We start from the raw sequence: 17,289 nt of genomic DNA, 5'->3' as shown, positions 1-17,289 counted from the left end.
TTTTAGCTAGTTCAATGAGTTAGCTGGTTAATAAACCAGCTAACTCACTTGAAAACCCGCTTTAACTAGCCTCCGCCGAGTTGTTGTCGACGCTATCGTTCGCCTGCACTGGCTGACGGGCGACGCGGGGGTCGTTGGTCGGGCGGGACAGCGGGCGCGGTTTGTGCTCGATGGCTGCGGGCTGGGCAGTGTCCAGGGGTTGCAGCTGGCCGAGATCCCGGTGCTCAGTGACGATTGCGAGTTCGCGCAGCGGCTGCGGGTTCACCCGCGGGTCGTTGCCGGCGCGTCCGCGGGGTGCTTCGGCTACCGGTTCCGACGTGACTGCAGTTTCCACTTCCACTGCGGCTACCTCTTCCTTCTCTGCGGCAGTTTCGGTCACTTGGGCAACTTCCGCTTCGGCCGCTGTCTCTGCCGGAGAGGCTTCCTCTGCGACTTCTGCGACTTCGGATTTCACTTCCTCGGGCGTGGCCGCCTCTTCCGCTACCGGCTGCAGTTCGGGCTTTTCAGTTGCAGCTACAGGTGCCTTCTCTTCTGCAACCTCAACCGCCGGCTGCTCTGCCGGAGTTTCCGAGGGCAGGGGCGCTTCGGTGATCTCAGCTGCCTTTGCGGCTTCCGCAATCGGCTGCTCGGGCTTTTCGGCCTCGACAGCTTTCTCAGGCTTCTGCTCGGCGGGTGTCGGAGCTATTACCTGTGGCTCGCGGGTCGCAGCGATTTTGGCTTCGGACTTTTTGCTTTCGCCCTCGGCTTCATCTATGGCTTCATTGACCTCGCGCTCCAGTTCCTCCTGGCTCTGGGCCACAGCTGCTGCAGCGGCATTGTCTCCGCGGCGGCCGCGACGGCGGGCCTGGGGACGACCGCGCACATTGCTGGGGCGGCGGGCAGGGCGCTGTTCGCTGGTTTCCTCTACCTGTTCGGTGCTCTCAGCAGTGACTTCGGTTTCTACAGCTGGAGTCTTGCCTTCTTCGCGTCGACGCCTGCCCTCACCGCCACGGCGGCGGCGCCTGCGGCGCTGGCCTTCACCGGTCGCGCGCTCCTGTCCGGTTTCGCGGCTCTCTTCGGCTTTGGCCTCGCGTATAGGGGAGCGTTTCTCTTCCTTGCGCTCTTCACGGCGAGCGTCGCGCTTGCCTTCCTGTTTGCCTTCGTCGCGCCGATCCTCGCGGCGGCGGGAGGGGCGACTGCCGCGAGCACCGCGACCGCTGCGCTGGCCGCGGCTGCGCTGCTTCTGGTAGTCCTTGCCGCGGCCCTTGGTCTTCTTGTGCTTCCTGGTCTTGTCGCCTTCGCCCTCAAACAGTCCGGCGATGGCGCTGATCAGGCGACTGAACAGACCCGGCTCGGGTTTTTTCTCCGGTGCCGGTGTGGGGGCCGGAGCCGTGTGTGCAATCTGCTGGACGGCCGGTTGCGTTGGAGCGCGAGTCGGCTCCTCTTCCTTCTTGGCGATGGTTTCTTCAACGGTGCCGGAAATCTTGTAGGAGGTTTCCACGGTACCGGTCTCGTCGTCGCGCAGGCGCTGGACTTCGAAGTGTGGTGTCTCCATCTCGGCATTGGGCACAACGACCACGCGGGTGTTGTTGCGGGACTCGATCTGGGAGATGGTCTTGCGCTTTTCGTTCAGCAGGTAGGTGGCGACGTTCACGGGAGTGATCGCGCGGATCTCTGCGCTGCGCTCCTTCTTCGCCTCTTCTTCCACCAGGCGCAGTATGGACAGGGCCAGGGACTTGGTGCCGCGAATGGTGCCCTGGCCGCTACAGCGCGGGCAGACACGGAAGGTGGTTTCACCCAGGGAGGGGCGCAGGCGCTGGCGGGACATTTCCAGCAGGCCAAAGCGGGAGATGCGGCCTATCTGTACACGGGCGCGATCCATGCTCAGCGCCTTCTCCATGCGCTTTTCCACTTCGCGCTGGTTGCCCTTGTTCTGCATGTCGATAAAGTCGATGACCACCAGGCCGCCCATATCGCGCAGGCGCAGCTGGCGGGCGATCTCGTCCGCAGCTTCCAGGTTGATATTGCGCGCCGTCTCCTCGATGTCGCCGCCTTTGGTGGCGCGGGAGGAGTTGATGTCGATGGATACCAGGGCTTCGGTCACGTCGATCACGATGGAGCCGCCGGAGGGCAGTTTCACTTCGCGCTCGAAGGCGGTCTCTATCTGGCTCTCGATCTGGTAGCGATTGAAGAGCGGAATGGCGTCTTCGTAGTACTTCACCTTGTTGGCGTAGTGGGGCATCACCTGGCGCGCAAACTCCGCAGCCAGCTGGTAGGCACCCTTGTCGTCGACGATGACTTCGCCGATATCGTCGCGCATATAGTCGCGAATCGCGCGGATGATGACGTTGCTCTCCTGGAACAGGAAGTGCGGCGCCTTGGAGGTGTCAGCTTCCGTCTTGATTGCATCCCAGAGCTGCAGCAGATAGTTGAGGTCCCATTGGAGCTCTTCGCCGCTGCGGCCGACGCCCGCAGTGCGCACGATAATGCCCATACCGGAAGGTACTTCTACGGCGGAAAGGGCGTCGCGCAGATCGGAGCGCTCGTCGCCCTCGATGCGACGGGAGATGCCGCCGGCGCGCGGGTTGTTCGGCATCAGCACCAGGTAGCGGCCAGCGAGACTGATAAAAGTGGTCAAAGCTGCGCCCTTGTTGCCGCGCTCTTCCTTGTCCACCTGCACAATGACTTCCATGCCCTCCTTGACCACATCCTTGATCTTGATGCGGCCCTCGATGTCCTTGGGCTGCTTCATGAAATATTCGCGGGAGATCTCTTTCAGCGGCAGGAAGCCGTGGCGCTCTTCACCGTAATCGACAAAGGCAGCTTCCAGGGAGGGTTCTACGCGGGTGATCTTGCCCTTGTAGATATTGGCTTTTTTCTGCTGGCGGGTGCGGTTTTCGATATCCAGGTCGTAGAGCCACTGGCCGTCGACCAGGGCTACGCGCAACTCTTCGGGCTGAGTTGCATTGATCAGCATTCTCTTCATGCGTGTCTTGTTTCCTTGCGTTGCGCAAAGGCAGGACACCGAAGTTCGCAGGCTTGTTGATTGGCTGCCTCACGGACAGGACCGTGGGGCCGCAGGGACTCCGGGAGGCGCTGCCCACAGCCGACAGCAAAACCTATACGGGTGGGGCAGGGCGGGGTTCAGCCCGGTTGTCACACTGCTTTAACTCTGGATACGCGCAAATGGCGCAGTATCTGTTGGTACTTTCTAGTTTTAGTACCTGTACCTTTAGTACCTTTTATTGCGTACTACCCAGTTCTGGCTTGGCGCCTTTTGCAATAGCATTCAGGCTCTTTCCGGCTGGGCGCCGCCCTCTGGTTGTTGCGGGCGGCGAGGTTTGCGTCTTTCGTTCGGCTCTGTCAGGTCGGCTTGTGGCCGAACCCCCTCGGTTCTGTGTGTTGTATCGCCGGGTGGGTGTAACCGTCGTCACCCGGGTTGCCAGTGCGGTCGCTGGCGGCTTCTACAGAGCGGGACGCAAGTATCTGAGTCGTCCTTTCAAGCGCTGCGGGCTACGGCCCGTCTTACCTTCGCGATAAATACCCGCACATTGGCGGGCTGTTGTAGCCGGCGAGGCGCCCGGAAACTGTATAGGCGGGGCAAACCTAGTCGGCGAAGTTTTGTCAATGACGCGGCTCAGCTCAGTATTGCCGGGCGCGCACCGGCCGATTGGCGGTATTTTCTCTGGAACGATGCCTGTGGCTTGTAATGTGAAAGCCGCGCACCGCCGAAAACCAGCCCAATTCAGGCCGGCCGAATATAGCACGCCCCGCGGGCGGCTTCAATTGCACGCGCCTCGGCGCTTCTATTGAATATGAGGGGGCGCTATCATGCGCCCCATGCGAAGTAACCCTCCTCCCAAGTCGGCCCCGGCGGCCGATCCGGCCTCTTCGGCCACCCCGACCGATAGCTGGAGCCCGTCCGGCGGCGTGCAGTTGCTGACTGTGCCCGACGAGCTGGCCGGTCAGCGCATTGACAACTTTCTCCAGGCGCGCCTCAAGGGCGTACCGCGCTCGCGTATCTACCGCATCCTGCGCAAGGGCGAGGTGCGGGTAAATAAAGGGAGGGTGAAGGCGGAGTACAAGCTGCAGGCCGGTGACCTGGTGCGGGTGCCGCCGATCCGTGCTGCCGAGCAGGCGCCGGCCCCGGTTGCCGGCGAGCAGCTGCGCAAGCTGGTGGAAGAATCCATACTTTATGATGCCGGGGGCCTGCTGGTGATCAACAAGCCCGCGGGGCTCGCAGTGCACGGTGGCAGCGGTGTGCGCCTGGGGCTGATCGAGGTGTTGCGGCAGATGTACCCGCAGAGTCGTTTTATCGAGCTGGTGCATCGCTTAGACAGGGATACCAGCGGTGCCATTATGGTCGCGCGCAAGCGCTCGGTGCTGCAGCACGTTCAGGCGGAGCTGCGCGCCGGGCGGGTCGGCAAATCCTACCTGGCGCTGGCGGCGGGCAAGTGGCCGCGCGGTCGCCGGGTAGTTGAGGTGCCGCTGCGCAAGAACACCCTGAAAAGTGGCGAGCGCATGGTTTCGGTCGACCCGGAGGGTAAGCCGTCGGAGACACGCTTCCAGGTGCTGGAGCGCTTCAGGGGGGCGACCCTGGTCGCCGCTGAGCCGGTGACCGGCCGCACGCACCAGATTCGCGTGCATGCGCAGTTTGTCGGCTGCCCGCTGGCTGGGGATGCAAAGTACACCGCGGATGCCGTCAATCGGGAGTTTCGCGAGCTGGGATTGAAGCGCCTGTTCCTGCATTCGGCACTGGTGCGCAGTACTCTGCCCGGCGGGGAGCTTGTTGAAGTGAAGGCGCCGATTCCGGCGGAGTTAGAGGTGGTCTTGGCGGCACTGCGGGATCTGTAGGAGCAGTTATGTTGGTAATCCTCGATTGGGATGGCACCGTATGCAATTCGGAGGCGCGCATTGTGTCCTGTATGCTGCGCGCCGCCGACAGGGTGGGGTTGCCGGTGCTGGCACCGGAGGCCATTGGCAATATCATCGGCCTGGGTTTGCCGGAGGCGATAGGATCCCTGTTTCCGGAAGCTGCCGCTATACAGCGACAGCAGCTGCGCGACTTCTACTCCGAGGAGTGGCTGGCCGCCCGGGCGGAGCCTTTACCGCTGTTTGATGGTGTGCTGGAGACCCTGGATCAGCTGCTCGGGGCGGGTCACCAGCTCGCAGTGGCCACAGGCAAGAGTCGCCACGGCTTGAGCCGGGAGTTTGAAGAGCACGGGCTGGAAGCGCTGTTTGTCGCCAGTCGCTGTGCCGATGAGACGGCATCCAAGCCGGATCCGCGAATGTTGCGCGAGCTGCTCGAAGAAACCGGTTGCGCGACGGGAGAGGCAGTCATGGTTGGCGACACGGTCTACGACCTGGAGATGGCGGCTGCGGCGGGTATGGACTCTATCGGCGTGAGTTACGGCGTGCATCACCCGGAGCGCCTGGCCGCATTCAAGCCGAAGGTGATCATCGATCATTTCTCCGAATTGCTCCAATGGCCGCCCCTGGTTCCCTGAGGGGCCTCGATGAGCGCCTTATTCCATGGGTGCGAGCGGGTCGATTCCGAACTCCTGCAGCATCGTAACTAATCGAATTAATGGAAGACCGATCAAGGAATTCATATCCGAACCTTCCATTTTTTCGAATAGTGCTATCCCCAGACCTTCCACCTTGAACGAACCTGCGCAGTCGAGCGGCAACTCCAGTTCTACGTAGCGTTGAATCTGGCTTTCACTGAGTTGCCTGAAATGCACACTGAAAGTCTCCGCTTCGGTGCGCTGGATCCCGCTCGCCGCGTCCAGCAGGCTGATACCGGTATGGAAATGCACTTGCCGGCCGCGGCAGGCCCGCAGTTGCGCCATGGCCCTTTCGCAGCTGCCCGGCTTGCCGAGTGCCTGTCCATCGCACTCGGCGACCTGGTCAGAGCCGATGATCAGGGCGTCCGGGTGCCGGAGCGCCAGTGCGCATGCCTTTTGCCGTGCCAGGCGCAGGGCCAGTTGTCTCGGTGTCTCTCCAGGTAATGCTTCTTCATCTATATGTGGAGATTCGCACTCGAAGGGGATTCGCAGCTGCTCGAGCAGCGCTCTCCGGTAGGGGGAGCTGGAAGCTAGAATCAAGGGGCGGGCCATAAGCGAGGGTGTCCACTGGAGCTGACTGAAATCGTTTGTGATGCCCGATACTGCGGCGGTTGAATTGTTTTGACAAGGGTAGGGCTTGTCCATAGAATTGCGCGCTTATGTCGATACCCCCCTCTACAGCAGCGCTTCCCAAGAGCGTCGATGCACGCAAACTGGTGCAGCGCGAGCAGCATCTGGTCGGCATACTGCCGCAGGAGTCGCTGGAGCGGCTGTGCGCTGCGGTGGAGTCGATCGATGGGAATGTCCGTGCTGACCTTGAGTTCGGGCGAGATCTTCAGCGGCACCAGGTGGTGAGTGGCAAATTGAACTGCAGCGTGCAACTGCAGTGTCAGCGTTGTCTGCAGCCGGTGGCCGAGGAAGTCCGGGCGGAGTTCCGCTGGGGGATAGTGTGGTCCGAAGAGCAGGGCAATGCGCTGCCCCGGGATTTGGATCCGGTGATACAGGATGGCGATGAGCTGAACCTGTATCAGGTTTTGGAAGATGAGATTTTGCTCAACCTGCCCATGGTGGCCTATCACGAAGAGGAGTGCATCGCTCGCGATCGCTTCCACTGCGGGGAGGAGACCGATGAGGCTGGTGAGCAGCGGGAAAACCCCTTTAAAGTGCTGGAACAGTTGAAGGGTTCATCGAACAAGTCCTGAGGGCGGTTGGATGAGTTTGGGCTCGCCGGTAGGCGCCCCGGTTCCAGTGTAATTTGTTTATTTTAGGAGCAAGCCATGGCTGTTCAACAAAACAAGAAGACTCGTTCCCGTCGCGGTATGCGTCGCTCCCACGACGCCCTGGGCGCCGGCGCGACCCTGTCCGTTGACCCGACTACCGGTGAGAAGCACCGTCGTCACCACGTGACCAAAGACGGTTTCTACCGCGGTCGCAAGGTGATCGAAGTCGGCGGCTCTGAAGAAGAGTAAACTTTGTCCAGCCAATTGCGATTGGCCGTGGATGCGATGGGCGGGGACTTAGGTCCCCGCTCTGTCGTTCCGGCCTGTATCAGGTTCCTGCAAAGATTCCCCCAGGCGGAACTGAAGATTTTCGGTCCCCGCACCCAACTCCAAGACCTCATCGATGAAGCCCGGCCGCAGCAACTCGGCAACCGGCTGCAAATCGTCTCCTGCGAGCAGGTTATCACCCAGAGCTGTAATCCCCGCCAGGCGTTGCGCCACAAGCGTGAATCCTCCATGGCTATGGCGCTGCAGGCGGTGTCCGGTGGCGAGGTGCAGGCGATGGTTACCTCGGGTAATACCGGCGCATTGCTGGCGCTGAGCCGCAGTATCCTTGGCAATATTGAGGGCGTGCGCAAACCCGCGTTGGGCAAATCCGTGCCGACCGAGCGGGGGTCCTGCTTTCTGCTCGACCTGGGTGCTAACATCGACTGCAGTGCCGAGGACCTGCTGCAATTCGCCCGCATGGGGGTAGAGGCGCAACGGGTGCACACCGGCAGGCGGGATCTCGAAGTGGCACTGCTGAACATCGGTGCCGAGGCGCATAAAGGGACGGAAGAGATCCGCCGCGCCGCGGGGCTGCTGGAGGCGGATCCGGGGATTCATTACGCCGGTTTCGTTGAGGGGCATGACATCTTTACCGGCGTCGTGGATGTGGTCGTCTGCGATGGCCTGATGGGGAATGTGGCCATGAAATCCGCCGAGGGCGTGATCCGACTGATGGGTCAAAAAGCGTTCACCATCGAGAAAAAGGGGTATTTCAAGCGTTTTTTTGGCCAGTTAGCCATAAAGCTGTTGCGAAAATGGCGTACACAGGTGGAGCCCTCCCGCTATAATGGCGCCAGCTTTTTAGGGGTGAAAGGCAATGTGATCAAGAGTCACGGTGGTGCCAGCAGTGAGGCATTCTTCCGGGCCATGATCACTGCCAAAGAGTGCGCCGAGGCCGATTTGGCCACGAGGCTCGGTCGGGCTCTGGCACAGCCATAGATCTCCCTTTCGAAATACTGCCAAACAGGTTTAAGGATGTTCCATGACCAATGCAAGGCTCGCATTTGTCTTTCCCGGCCAGGGCTCCCAGCAGATAGGTATGCTGGCGGAAGCCGCGGCTGAGTTTCCCGAAATACACGCGACTTTTGCCGAGGCTTCCGACGTCCTCGGCTACGACCTCTGGGACCTGTGCCAGACCGGCGAACAGGCCGATATCAATCTGACCGAACGCACCCAGCCACTGTTGCTGACAGCCAGTGTTGCGCTGTATCGCGCCTGGTGCGCCAAAGGCGGGGTGCATCCCGCGCGCATGGCAGGCCACAGCCTGGGCGAGTGGTCAGCACTGGTCTGCGCCGGCACTCTGGCGTTCACCGACGCCGTGCAACTGGTGCGCGAACGCGGCCGCCTGATGCAGGAGGCCGTGCCGGCAGGCGAGGGCGCCATGGCCGCTGTCATCGGCCTCGACGATGCCGCGGTGGAGAGGGCCTGTGAGGATGCGGCTCAGGGCGAAGTGGTTGCCGCGGTCAATTACAATTCGCCCGGTCAGGTGGTGATCGCCGGCAGCAGTGCCGCCGTAGGGCGCGCCATCGAAGCCTGTAAGGCTGCCGGCGCCAAGCGCGCCATGCCGCTACCGGTCAGTGCGCCTTTCCATACCGAGTTGATGCGGCCGGCGGCGGAAAAGCTGGCACCGCAGATCGAGGCCACGGTCTTTCACGCGCCGGAAATCCCGGTTATTCACAATGTGCATGCCAGGCCGGAATCTGATCCGCAGGCGATCAAGGCACTGATGGTTGAGCAGATCTACAGCCCGGTGCGCTGGACTTCCTGTGTGCAGGCCATGGCCGCCGACGGTACCGAACAACTGCTGGAATGCGGTTCCGGCAAAGTGCTGGCCGGGTTGGCAAAGCGCATAGATCGTGGCCTCGGCAGTCACAATATCGATACGCCGGCGCAGTTTAATGAGGCGTTGCTGGCCGTCGCCGAGTAAAGGCGCCAATTGATGTATCACCGAATCACCCTGGAGTGACAATGACACTAACAAACTCTCTGAATGAAAAGGTAGCGCTGGTCACTGGCGCCAGCCGCGGTATAGGCGCTGCCATTGCCGACACCCTGGGCGCACTGGGCGCCACTGTTATCGGTACTGCCACCAGTGCCGCGGGCGCGGAAAAGATCAGTGCGCGCTTTGCAGAGAAGGGTATCGCCGGCGCCGGCAGGGTGCTGGATGTCACCAGTGCCGAGAGCCTCGCCGAGCTGCTCGCCGCAACCAAAAGTGAATTTGGCGCGCCGACCATACTGGTCAACAATGCCGGCATCACCAAGGATAACCTGTTGATGCGCATGAAGGACGACGAGTGGGATTCGGTCATCGATACCAATCTCTCCGCCGTCTACCGCGTCACCAAGGCCTGCCTGCGCGATATGACCAAGGCACGCTGGGGGCGCATCGTCAATATCAGCTCGGTAGTGGGCAGCATGGGCAACGCCGGTCAGAGCAACTACGCGGCGACCAAAGCCGGCGTGGCAGGTTTTGCGCGTTCGCTTGCGGCGGAAGTCGGCTCCCGCGGTATTACCGTAAACACTGTTGCACCGGGTTTTATCGATACCGATATGACCAAGGTGCTGCCGGAGGCGCAGCGCGAAGCCCTGATGAGCAAGATTCCGCTGGGCCGTCTCGGTGCGCCGGAAGAGATCGCCTCGGTTGTCGCATTTTTGGCCAGCGACGCCGGCGGATATGTCACCGGAGAGACGATCCACGTCAATGGCGGCATGTATATGGCGTGAGCCTTTTCCTCAAAAATCCTCTATAACTAGTTGATTTTTAAGGATTTTGCATTCAGTCTGACGGCGGTGAAAGGCGGCGCATTACATCCCTAAAAAGTTGGGGTACAATGCCGCCTCGCATTTACCAGAAGCTGTGTGAGCCGGTCGTTATCTCCGCAACTCATTGCGGTGCAAGAACAATAACGGCTAAAACAGATTTTTATCCACTAGGAGTTAAATTGAATCATGAGCAGCATTGAAGAGCGCGTTAAAAAGATCGTTGCTGAACAACTGGGCGTGAAGGAAGAAGACGTTAAGCCTGAAGCCTCTTTTGTTGAAGATCTGGGCGCTGACTCCCTCGACACAGTTGAGTTGGTCATGGCTCTGGAAGAGGAATTCGAAACAGAAATTCCCGACGAAGAAGCCGAGAAAATTACCACTGTTCAGCTGGCTATCGATTACATCAAGGAAAACCTTGGTTAATCCCCGCTGGGCAGTTTAGGGTTTCGTTAGCCGCTTGCTATTCGAGACCGAGTGTATTGTGAGAGCCGTTCTATGTTGCATAGTACGGCTCTCCTTTTATTAGCACTGAGAAATTGTGACTGCTGTATCCGATTTTGTTCGGCGGCCCCACAAGGGTATTTACGGTAGTGCAATAGAGAATTTCGGGGGAACACGAGTGTCGCGTAGAAGAGTTGTCGTAACCGGAATAGGTATGGTCAGTCCGCTGGGTAATACTGTGGACGATACCTGGTCTGCCGTTCTCGCAGGCACCAGCGGTGCTGCGCCGATTGAAACTTTTGATGTTTCGGCATTTTCTACCCGCTTTGCGGCCACAGTAAAGAACTTCGATCCGACGCCCTATATGCCGGCCAAGGAAGCGCGCAAAATGGACGTGTTTCTGCAGTTCGGTATGGTCGCGGGTATTCAGGCCATCGAAGACAGCGGCCTGGAGGTGAGTATCGATGACGCCCCGCGGATTGGGGCCTGCATCGGTTCCGGTATGGGCGGTATCCAGGCCATCGAAGACAATGCAATGCTGATCGCGGAAAAAGGTCCGCGCCGTGTATCCCCCTTCTTTGTGCCGGGCGCCATCATCAATATGGTCGCCGGCAACCTGTCGATCAAATACGGTTTGAAAGGGCCAAACCTGTCCACTACGACTGCCTGCACCACCGGTACCCACGCGATAGGTCTGGGTATGCGCACCATCCAATACGGCGATGCCGACGTGATGGTGTGCGGTGGTGCGGAAATGGTGACCACTCCGGTTGGCCTGGGAGGCTTCTGTGCTGCGCGCGCGCTATCCACCCGCAATGATGACCCGCAGGCCGCCAGCCGCCCCTGGGACAGGGATCGCGACGGCTTTGTGCTGGGCGAGGGCGCCGGCGTGTTGGTACTGGAAGAGTACGAGCGGGCCAAGGCGCGCGGAGCCAAAATCTACGCGGAACTGAGCGGTTTCGGTATGAGTGGCGACGCCCACCATATGACGTCGCCGCCGGAGGACGGTGCCGGCGCGGCCCTGTCGATGCAGAATGCCCTCAATGATGCGGGCCTGGCGGCGGACGCTATCCAGTACATCAATGCTCACGGCACCTCTACGCCGCTGGGCGACAAGGCGGAAATCCAGGCGGTGCACTCGATCTTCGGCAGTGCAGCGGACAAGATTGCGGTCAGTTCGACCAAGTCTATGACCGGGCACCTGCTCGGCGCCGCCGGCGCGATAGAGGCGATCTTCTCGGTGCTGGCGCTCCGCGACCAGGTGGGCCCGCCCACCATCAACCTCGACAACCCGGATGAGGCCTGCAACAACATCAACCTGGTGCCCCTGGAGGCCCAGCAGATGGCCATCGATGCCGCCCTTTCCAACTCCTTTGGATTCGGCGGTACCAACGGTTCGCTGATCTTCAAGCGCGCCTGATTCGCTGCGCCCGCCGCCAGGTCATTCACCTGGGCGGGCGCAATTCTCCCGGGGGGGAAGCATGCCCCAGCTCCCGCAACTCTATTCCCTAGGCCGTGCCGTCAACGCCCTGCCGGAGGACTGCGTCTACCGCGACGGGCTCCTCGAGACCATGCGCTGCCAGCGTGGGTGCCTGCCCCTGTGGGCGCTGCACCGCCAGCGCCTGCAACGCAGTGGCCGGGTAAACGCAGTGGATCTGGACCGGATTGAGGCGTTTTTACTGGCCGTTGCAGCAAATTGCCCTGAAGATGCGGCGAAAATGCGACTTCGTTGCGGCGCAGTCGAGGGGCGCTGGCAGTGGGATCTCAGCCTGCTGTCCCTGGAGTCGACCCCGGAGTTGGAGCAGGGCGTGATGCTGTTTCCCTGCAGTACGCGGCTGCGGACACTCAATACTGCCAACCCGGGCTGCAAATCACTGCTGCGCACAGGATATAATCGCGCCAAAGACGAACTGCCGGTGATCGGGCTGTGCGACGGCCTGATGCGGGATACCGCGGGGCGGGTTATCGAAAGCCTGCGCTGCAACCTGCTGGTCTGGCTGGGCGACGGCTGGGTCACGCCGAATCTGGGGCGCTGCGGCGTCCGCGGCGTGATGCGCGACTGGTTGGCCGACCGCGTCCCGTTGCAGGAGGTGGATATGGATCTCGAGAGCCTGTGCGCCGGGATGGAGGTAGCCCTGTGCAACAGCGTGCGTGGGGTAATGCCGGTGCGAGAACTGATCGGCCACTGTCGTTGGTCCATAGGCCCGGAGACGCGGCGATTGCAGCAGTTGATAACGGAACGGTTGTGGTGAAGAAAAAACAGACAAAGACCTCATCGAAACCAGGAAAGCGGCTCTGGCGCGCGTTCTTTGGCGCCACATTCCTGTTACTGCTGGCGGCAGCGGCGGCACTCTGGGCGTTGAGGACAGCCCTGGTAGAGCCCCTGGCGGTTGACGAGGATGGCCTGCGTTTCGAGGTGACCAGCGGCAGCAACCTGTCGCGCGCCCTGCGGGATCTGCAGAAAGAGGGTGTAGTCAGGTGGCCGCGGCTGGTGCTGGCCTATGCCTACTGGCAGGGGGAAACCGGCATACACGCCGGGGAATATCTTTTGCCCAGGGGCACTAATGCAATGGACCTGGTGGCCCGCCTCAATCGCGGTGACGTCACCCGCTATCGCCTTACCCTGGTAGAGGGCTGGACCTTCCGTCAGGCCCTGGATCAGGTGCGTTCGGGGCGCAATATCGTCCAGTCGGAGGCCGGCTCGACAGCAGATGCCGCCGCCCGGGCCCTGGGTTTCGACGATGCCAACAATGAGAGCCCAGAGGGCTGGATTTTCCCGGATACCTACATCTACCGTTCCGGCACTACGGATATCGACCTGTTGCAACAGGCCTACCAGCGGATGCAGCAGGTATTGAAGGAGGAGTGGCAGGCGCGCGGGGACAATCTGCCCTACAGCTCCCCCTACGATGCACTGATCATGGCGTCGCTGATTGAGAAGGAAACCGGCCAGCCTTCGGAGCGCAGTGAGATTGCCGGCGTCTTTGTGCGCAGGCTGAACATGGGCATGCGCCTACAGACGGACCCGACAGTGATTTACGGTCTGGGCGACGATTTCGACGGCAACCTGACCCGTGCCCACCTGCGCCAGGCCACCCCCTATAACACCTATGTAATCAATGGCCTGCCGCCGACACCCATTGCGCTGCCCGGGCGCGAGGCAATTCGCGCGGCCCTGAATCCGAAAGCCGGCGACAGTCTCTACTTCGTCGGCAAGGGCGACGGCTCGCACCACTTCTCCGCTACCCTCGCCGAGCACAACAGGGCAGTGCGCGAATTCCAACTGAAGCGCCGCGCCGACTATCGTTCCAGCCCGGCCAAGGAAAACTGAAAAGGATAGTGAGAGTGCAGCGAGGAAAATTCATCACCCTCGAGGGCGGCGAAGGGGTGGGCAAATCCACCAATTTGCAGTTCGTAACCGAATGGCTGCGGGAGAAGGGCATTGCGTTTGTGCAGACCCGCGAGCCCGGCGGTACGCCCCTGGCGGAGGAGCTGCGTGAGCTCCTGCTCAGCCGGCGCGAGGAGGCCGTGGATCCAACGGCGGAGCTGCTGATGGTATTCGCCGCGCGGGCGCAGCACCTGGCCCAGGTGATCAAACCGGCGCTCGAACGCGGAGACTGGGTAATCTGCGATCGTTTCACCGATGCCACTTATGCCTACCAGGGGGGCGGCCGCCAGCTGGATCGCGCCCTGATCGCGCAGCTGGAGGAGACGGTGCAGGGTGATCTGCGTCCAGACAGGGTCTTGCTGCTGGACCTGGATCCGCAAGTAGGCCTCGAGCGCGCTGCCAGTACCGGTGCGGCAGACCGCTTCGAAAGCGAGCAACTGGCATTTTTCCAGCGCGTGCGCGCCGCTTATCGAGAGCGCGCCGAGGCCGCTCCTGAACGCTATGCGGTGGTCGATGCGAGCCGGCCGCTGGAGCAGGTGCAGCAGCAGCTGCAGTCAGAACTCGAAAAACTCCTTAGGTAGGAGCGGCGGGGCGGCCATCCGTTCCTACAAGAAAATTGAAAGATAGAACCCAGTGTCTGAAACCGAACAATCGACAGTCCCTTCGCCACTGCCCTGGCAGACAGAGCAGTGGCAGCGCCTCGGCGCCCAGTGGCGCGCCGGCCGCTGCCCGCACGCGCTGTTGCTCAGTGGCCAGGCGGGGCTGGGCAAGCGGCGTTTCGCCGAGGCCTTCGCCGCGCTGACACTGTGCGAGCAGCCGCGCGATGGCCTCGCCTGCGGCCAGTGCCGCGGCTGCCGCCTGTGGCAGGCCGGCTCTCACCCTGACTTCCTGCGTGTCGAGCCGGAGAAGCCCGGCGGACCACTCAAGGTGGAGCAGATTCGCCAACTGGGCAGCTTTGTCGGCCGCACCAGTGGGCGGGAGGGAGCCAGGGTAGTGTGGCTGGCGCCGGCGGAAGCGATGAATGTCAATGCGGCCAACGCACTGCTGAAAAACCTGGAAGAGCCGGCGGCTTCGGTCATATTCCTGTTGATCACCGACTCCCCTTCGGGCCTGCTGCCGACCATTCGCAGTCGCTGCCAGTCGGTGGCCTTCCCCGCGCCGGGCGAGGAGGCGGCGTTGCGCTGGTTACACGAGGGCGGGCTCGATGGCCAGGCGGCGCGGCGCGCGCTGGTTCTGTCCGGTGGGGCGCCGCTGTTGGCGCTGGAGCTGGCGGAACCGGAATCCCGCGAGGCGCGGGAGCAGTTTCTGTCCGATCTCACCGCATTGGCCCAGGGGAACAGCAGTGCCGTCTCCCTGGCTGGGCGCTGGGAGAGTCCTCCGGAAGGCGTGGAGTTAAGCCAGCTTTTACAATTCTGGTTGCAGTGGCTGGCACAGATGCTGCGCGCGCGCAGCTGCGATCTGACGGCCGATGAGCAGGTCATGGGGCTGTTACAGCGTCTGCCGGGCACCGGCGAAGAGTGCCTGCGCCCCCTGTTCACTTTCTATGACCAGCTATTGCAGGCGCGCCAGGCCCTGATCGGTGGCGCCAACCCGAACAAACGTCTGCTGGTCGAAGAGCTGGCGGTCCGTTGGGCAAAACTGTACAGGTAGGGTGCGCCGCGCGCACCAATTGACTCTGATGGTGCGCACGGCGCACCCTACGGTGAGTCCCGAGCCCCGCAATTCTGGACACAACCGGCACGCTCAGATAAGTTACCGTCACAATGAAGAACAACGAGGTCCGGCTATGAAAGCCATGGGGGGCGGTGCCCGCAACGGTATCCTATCGCTGAAGATCCAGGACAAGTCCGTGCTCTACGCGGCCTATATGCCGTTCGTGAAGAATGGCGGCCTGTTTATCAGCACCGATAAGTCCTACAGCCTTGGCGACGAGGTATTCCTGCTGTTGAGCCTGATGGATGAGCCGGAGAAGGTTCCGGTGGCCGGCAAGGTGGTGTGGATCACGCCAGGCGGCGCTCAGGGCAACCGCACACCGGGGATCGGCGTGCAGTTCAGTGACAAGGACAATATCGCCCAGAACAAGATCGAAACCTACCTGGCGGGATCCCTGGAATCCAGCCGGCCCACCCACACGCTGTAACCCCGTCACGCTATAGGAAGTCATGCTTGTAGACAGCCACTGTCATCTCGACAGACTCAAACTGGATCAATTCGAGGGCGACCTGGACGCGGTGCTGGACCTGGCGCGCAGCCGCGGCGTGGGCAAGTTCCTGTGCGTGGGGATCAGCCTGGATAACGTCGACCGGGTAGTGGACCTGGCCGGAAAATACGACGATGTGGTCTGCTCCGTGGGCGTGCACCCGCTGGATGTGGATTCCGGTCTCGCCGATGTGGACAGGCTGCTGGAGATGGCGCGGAAGCCCAATGTCGTGGCTCTTGGCGAAACCGGTCTCGACTACTACTACAGCACCGAGACCCGGGAAGTTCAGCAGCAGAGCTTTGTCGCCCACCTGCAGGCGGCCGGCCGGGCGGAACTGCCGGTGATAGTCCACACCCGCGACGCCCGCGAGGACACCATCGAGCTGATTCGCGAGCACGGAGACCCGGAGCACGCCGGGGTGCTGCACTGCTTTACCGAAAGCTGGGAAATGGCCAGGGCCGCACTGGATCTCAATTACTACATTTCGCTGTCCGGTATTGTGACCTTCAAGAATGCCGAGGCACTGCGCGATGTCGCGCGAAAGGTACCGCTGGATCGATTGCTGGTGGAGACGGATTCCCCCTACCTGGCTCCGGTCCCCTACCGCGGCAAGCCAAATATACCCGCCTATGTGCGCGAGGTTGCGGAATTTATCGCGGAGCTGCGCGGCATCCCCTTCGAGCAGCTGGCCGCAATCACTACCGAAAACTTTTATCGATTATTTCCCCGGGCCGCCTGAGCCCGACGCAACTGGATGTAAGCCCCGATGATGAAACAGCAATTGCAGACCATGCTGGCGCTGCAGGACGAAATCAATACGCTGGTCAACGACAACTGGCGCGCACAGAATTTCGCCTGGTATCGGGCCATCTGGGTTGAGAGCGCGGAGCTGCTGGACCACTACGGCTGGAAGTGGTGGAAGAAGCAGGAGCCGGATATGGATCAGGTGAAACTGGAGCTGGTGGATATCTGGCATTTCGGTCTCAGCCTGGAATTACAGCAGGGCAGCCCGGAGCAGGTGGCCGAGCACATGCTGGAAGAACTGGGGGCAGGGCGGTGCAGCGCGGGGGACTTCCGTACAAACCTCGAGACCTTCACCCTGAATACCCTGGCTAGCAGGCAGTTTGACCTGGTCGGCTTTACGCAGTTGCTGGCGGATGCCGAAATGGCTTTCGACGAACTCTACCAGCGTTACGTGGGCAAGAACGTGCTGAACCGTTTCCGCCAGGACAACGGCTACAAGGACGGCACTTACGTAAAGAACTGGTCCGGGCGAGAGGACAATGAGCATCTCGCCGAAATTGCCGGCGAATTGAACACTTCTGCCGCAGATTACAGCGATCAGGTCTACAGGGCGCTGCAGGAGCGCTACCGCGATCTGGCCGTCGCCTGAGCCGCGCCTGT

At 61.5% G+C, this 17,289-nt stretch carries 18 protein-coding genes; 16 read left to right on the top strand and 2 right to left on the bottom strand.

All coding sequences use genetic code 11. The annotated features are described in order from the left end of the window. Positions 1–61: 61 nt before the first annotated feature. The gene (gene rne / locus IG627_RS17310; RefSeq protein ID WP_193193945.1) at positions 62–2,965 is read right to left on the bottom strand and encodes a ribonuclease E; all 2,904 of its coding nucleotides are present in this window, start codon (positions 2,963–2,965) and stop codon (positions 62–64) included. Between the two features lie 842 nt (positions 2,966–3,807). Between rne and rluC the strand changes: the two genes are divergently transcribed. Both rluC and IG627_RS17300 read left to right on the top strand, forming a co-directional pair. Further along, on the top strand, positions 3,808–4,833 hold the full coding sequence (rluC, locus tag IG627_RS17305; protein WP_377484215.1) for a 23S rRNA pseudouridine(955/2504/2580) synthase RluC: 1,026 nt from the start codon (positions 3,808–3,810) through the stop codon (positions 4,831–4,833). An 8-nt stretch (positions 4,834–4,841) separates the two neighbouring features. Next, positions 4,842–5,486 (top strand): HAD-IA family hydrolase, encoded by a 645-nt coding sequence (locus IG627_RS17300; RefSeq protein WP_193193942.1) that lies wholly within the window; start codon positions 4,842–4,844, stop codon positions 5,484–5,486. Between the two features lie 18 nt (positions 5,487–5,504). Here IG627_RS17300 and IG627_RS17295 read toward each other — a convergent pair whose 3' ends face one another. After that, positions 5,505–6,191, bottom strand: a complete 687-nt coding sequence (locus IG627_RS17295) for a Maf family protein (protein WP_319024594.1) — start codon at positions 6,189–6,191, stop codon at positions 5,505–5,507. A gap of 14 nt (positions 6,192–6,205) precedes the next feature. On the opposite strand from IG627_RS17295, the gene IG627_RS17290 reads away from it, so the two are divergent. The 14 genes from IG627_RS17290 to IG627_RS17225 all read left to right on the top strand — a co-directional run bounded on the left by IG627_RS17290 (position 6,206) and on the right by IG627_RS17225 (position 17,278). After that, positions 6,206–6,748 (top strand): YceD family protein, encoded by a 543-nt coding sequence (locus tag IG627_RS17290; protein WP_193193939.1) that lies wholly within the window; start codon positions 6,206–6,208, stop codon positions 6,746–6,748. A gap of 75 nt (positions 6,749–6,823) precedes the next feature. Next, complete coding sequence (gene rpmF, locus IG627_RS17285) at positions 6,824–7,015, top strand: 50S ribosomal protein L32 (protein WP_069947959.1); 192 nt, start codon at positions 6,824–6,826, stop codon at positions 7,013–7,015. Positions 7,016–7,018: 3 nt separating this feature from the next. Further along, positions 7,019–8,032: a phosphate acyltransferase PlsX gene (plsX, locus tag IG627_RS17280; protein ID WP_193193938.1), complete on the top strand. Its 1,014-nt coding sequence runs from the start codon at positions 7,019–7,021 to the stop codon at positions 8,030–8,032. Between the two features lie 43 nt (positions 8,033–8,075). After that, positions 8,076–9,020, top strand: a complete 945-nt coding sequence (fabD, locus tag IG627_RS17275; protein WP_193193936.1) for an ACP S-malonyltransferase — start codon at positions 8,076–8,078, stop codon at positions 9,018–9,020. 41 nt (positions 9,021–9,061) lie between these two features. Then, positions 9,062–9,817, top strand: a complete 756-nt coding sequence (gene fabG, locus IG627_RS17270) for a 3-oxoacyl-ACP reductase FabG (RefSeq protein ID WP_193193934.1) — start codon at positions 9,062–9,064, stop codon at positions 9,815–9,817. A gap of 225 nt (positions 9,818–10,042) precedes the next feature. After that, positions 10,043–10,279 carry an acyl carrier protein gene (acpP, locus tag IG627_RS17265; protein ID WP_067080870.1) on the top strand — a complete coding sequence of 79 codons (237 nt, stop codon included), beginning with the start codon at positions 10,043–10,045 and terminating at the stop codon, positions 10,277–10,279. Between the two features lie 196 nt (positions 10,280–10,475). Then, the gene (fabF, locus tag IG627_RS17260) at positions 10,476–11,717 is read left to right on the top strand and encodes a beta-ketoacyl-ACP synthase II (protein WP_193193932.1); all 1,242 of its coding nucleotides are present in this window, start codon (positions 10,476–10,478) and stop codon (positions 11,715–11,717) included. Positions 11,718–11,778: 61 nt separating this feature from the next. Continuing rightward, positions 11,779–12,549 carry an aminotransferase class IV gene (locus tag IG627_RS17255; protein ID WP_193193930.1) on the top strand — a complete coding sequence of 257 codons (771 nt, stop codon included), beginning with the start codon at positions 11,779–11,781 and terminating at the stop codon, positions 12,547–12,549. Continuing rightward, positions 12,546–13,628, top strand: coding sequence for an endolytic transglycosylase MltG (mltG, locus tag IG627_RS17250; RefSeq protein WP_319024593.1), 1,083 nt, complete (start codon positions 12,546–12,548; stop codon positions 13,626–13,628). Before IG627_RS17255 ends, mltG begins: the two co-directional genes overlap by 4 nt. Before the next feature lie 14 nt (positions 13,629–13,642). Continuing rightward, positions 13,643–14,266 (top strand): dTMP kinase, encoded by a 624-nt coding sequence (gene tmk, locus IG627_RS17245; RefSeq protein WP_193193928.1) that lies wholly within the window; start codon positions 13,643–13,645, stop codon positions 14,264–14,266. 52 nt (positions 14,267–14,318) lie between these two features. Next, positions 14,319–15,335 (top strand): DNA polymerase III subunit delta', encoded by a 1,017-nt coding sequence (locus tag IG627_RS17240; protein ID WP_193193926.1) that lies wholly within the window; start codon positions 14,319–14,321, stop codon positions 15,333–15,335. 136 nt (positions 15,336–15,471) lie between these two features. Beyond that, positions 15,472–15,825, top strand: coding sequence for a PilZ domain-containing protein (locus IG627_RS17235; protein ID WP_193193924.1), 354 nt, complete (start codon positions 15,472–15,474; stop codon positions 15,823–15,825). 22 nt (positions 15,826–15,847) lie between these two features. Continuing rightward, positions 15,848–16,624 (top strand): TatD family hydrolase, encoded by a 777-nt coding sequence (locus IG627_RS17230; protein ID WP_193193922.1) that lies wholly within the window; start codon positions 15,848–15,850, stop codon positions 16,622–16,624. Between the two features lie 30 nt (positions 16,625–16,654). After that, positions 16,655–17,278, top strand: coding sequence for a dUTP diphosphatase (locus tag IG627_RS17225; protein WP_193194012.1), 624 nt, complete (start codon positions 16,655–16,657; stop codon positions 17,276–17,278). Positions 17,279–17,289 lie beyond the last annotated feature (11 nt).

The organism is Microbulbifer taiwanensis, from assembly GCF_014904815.1.
In the GTDB taxonomy this organism is placed as follows: Bacteria; Pseudomonadota; Gammaproteobacteria; order Pseudomonadales; family Cellvibrionaceae; genus Microbulbifer; species Microbulbifer taiwanensis.
This window is presented reverse-complemented; position numbering and strand designations above follow the sequence as displayed.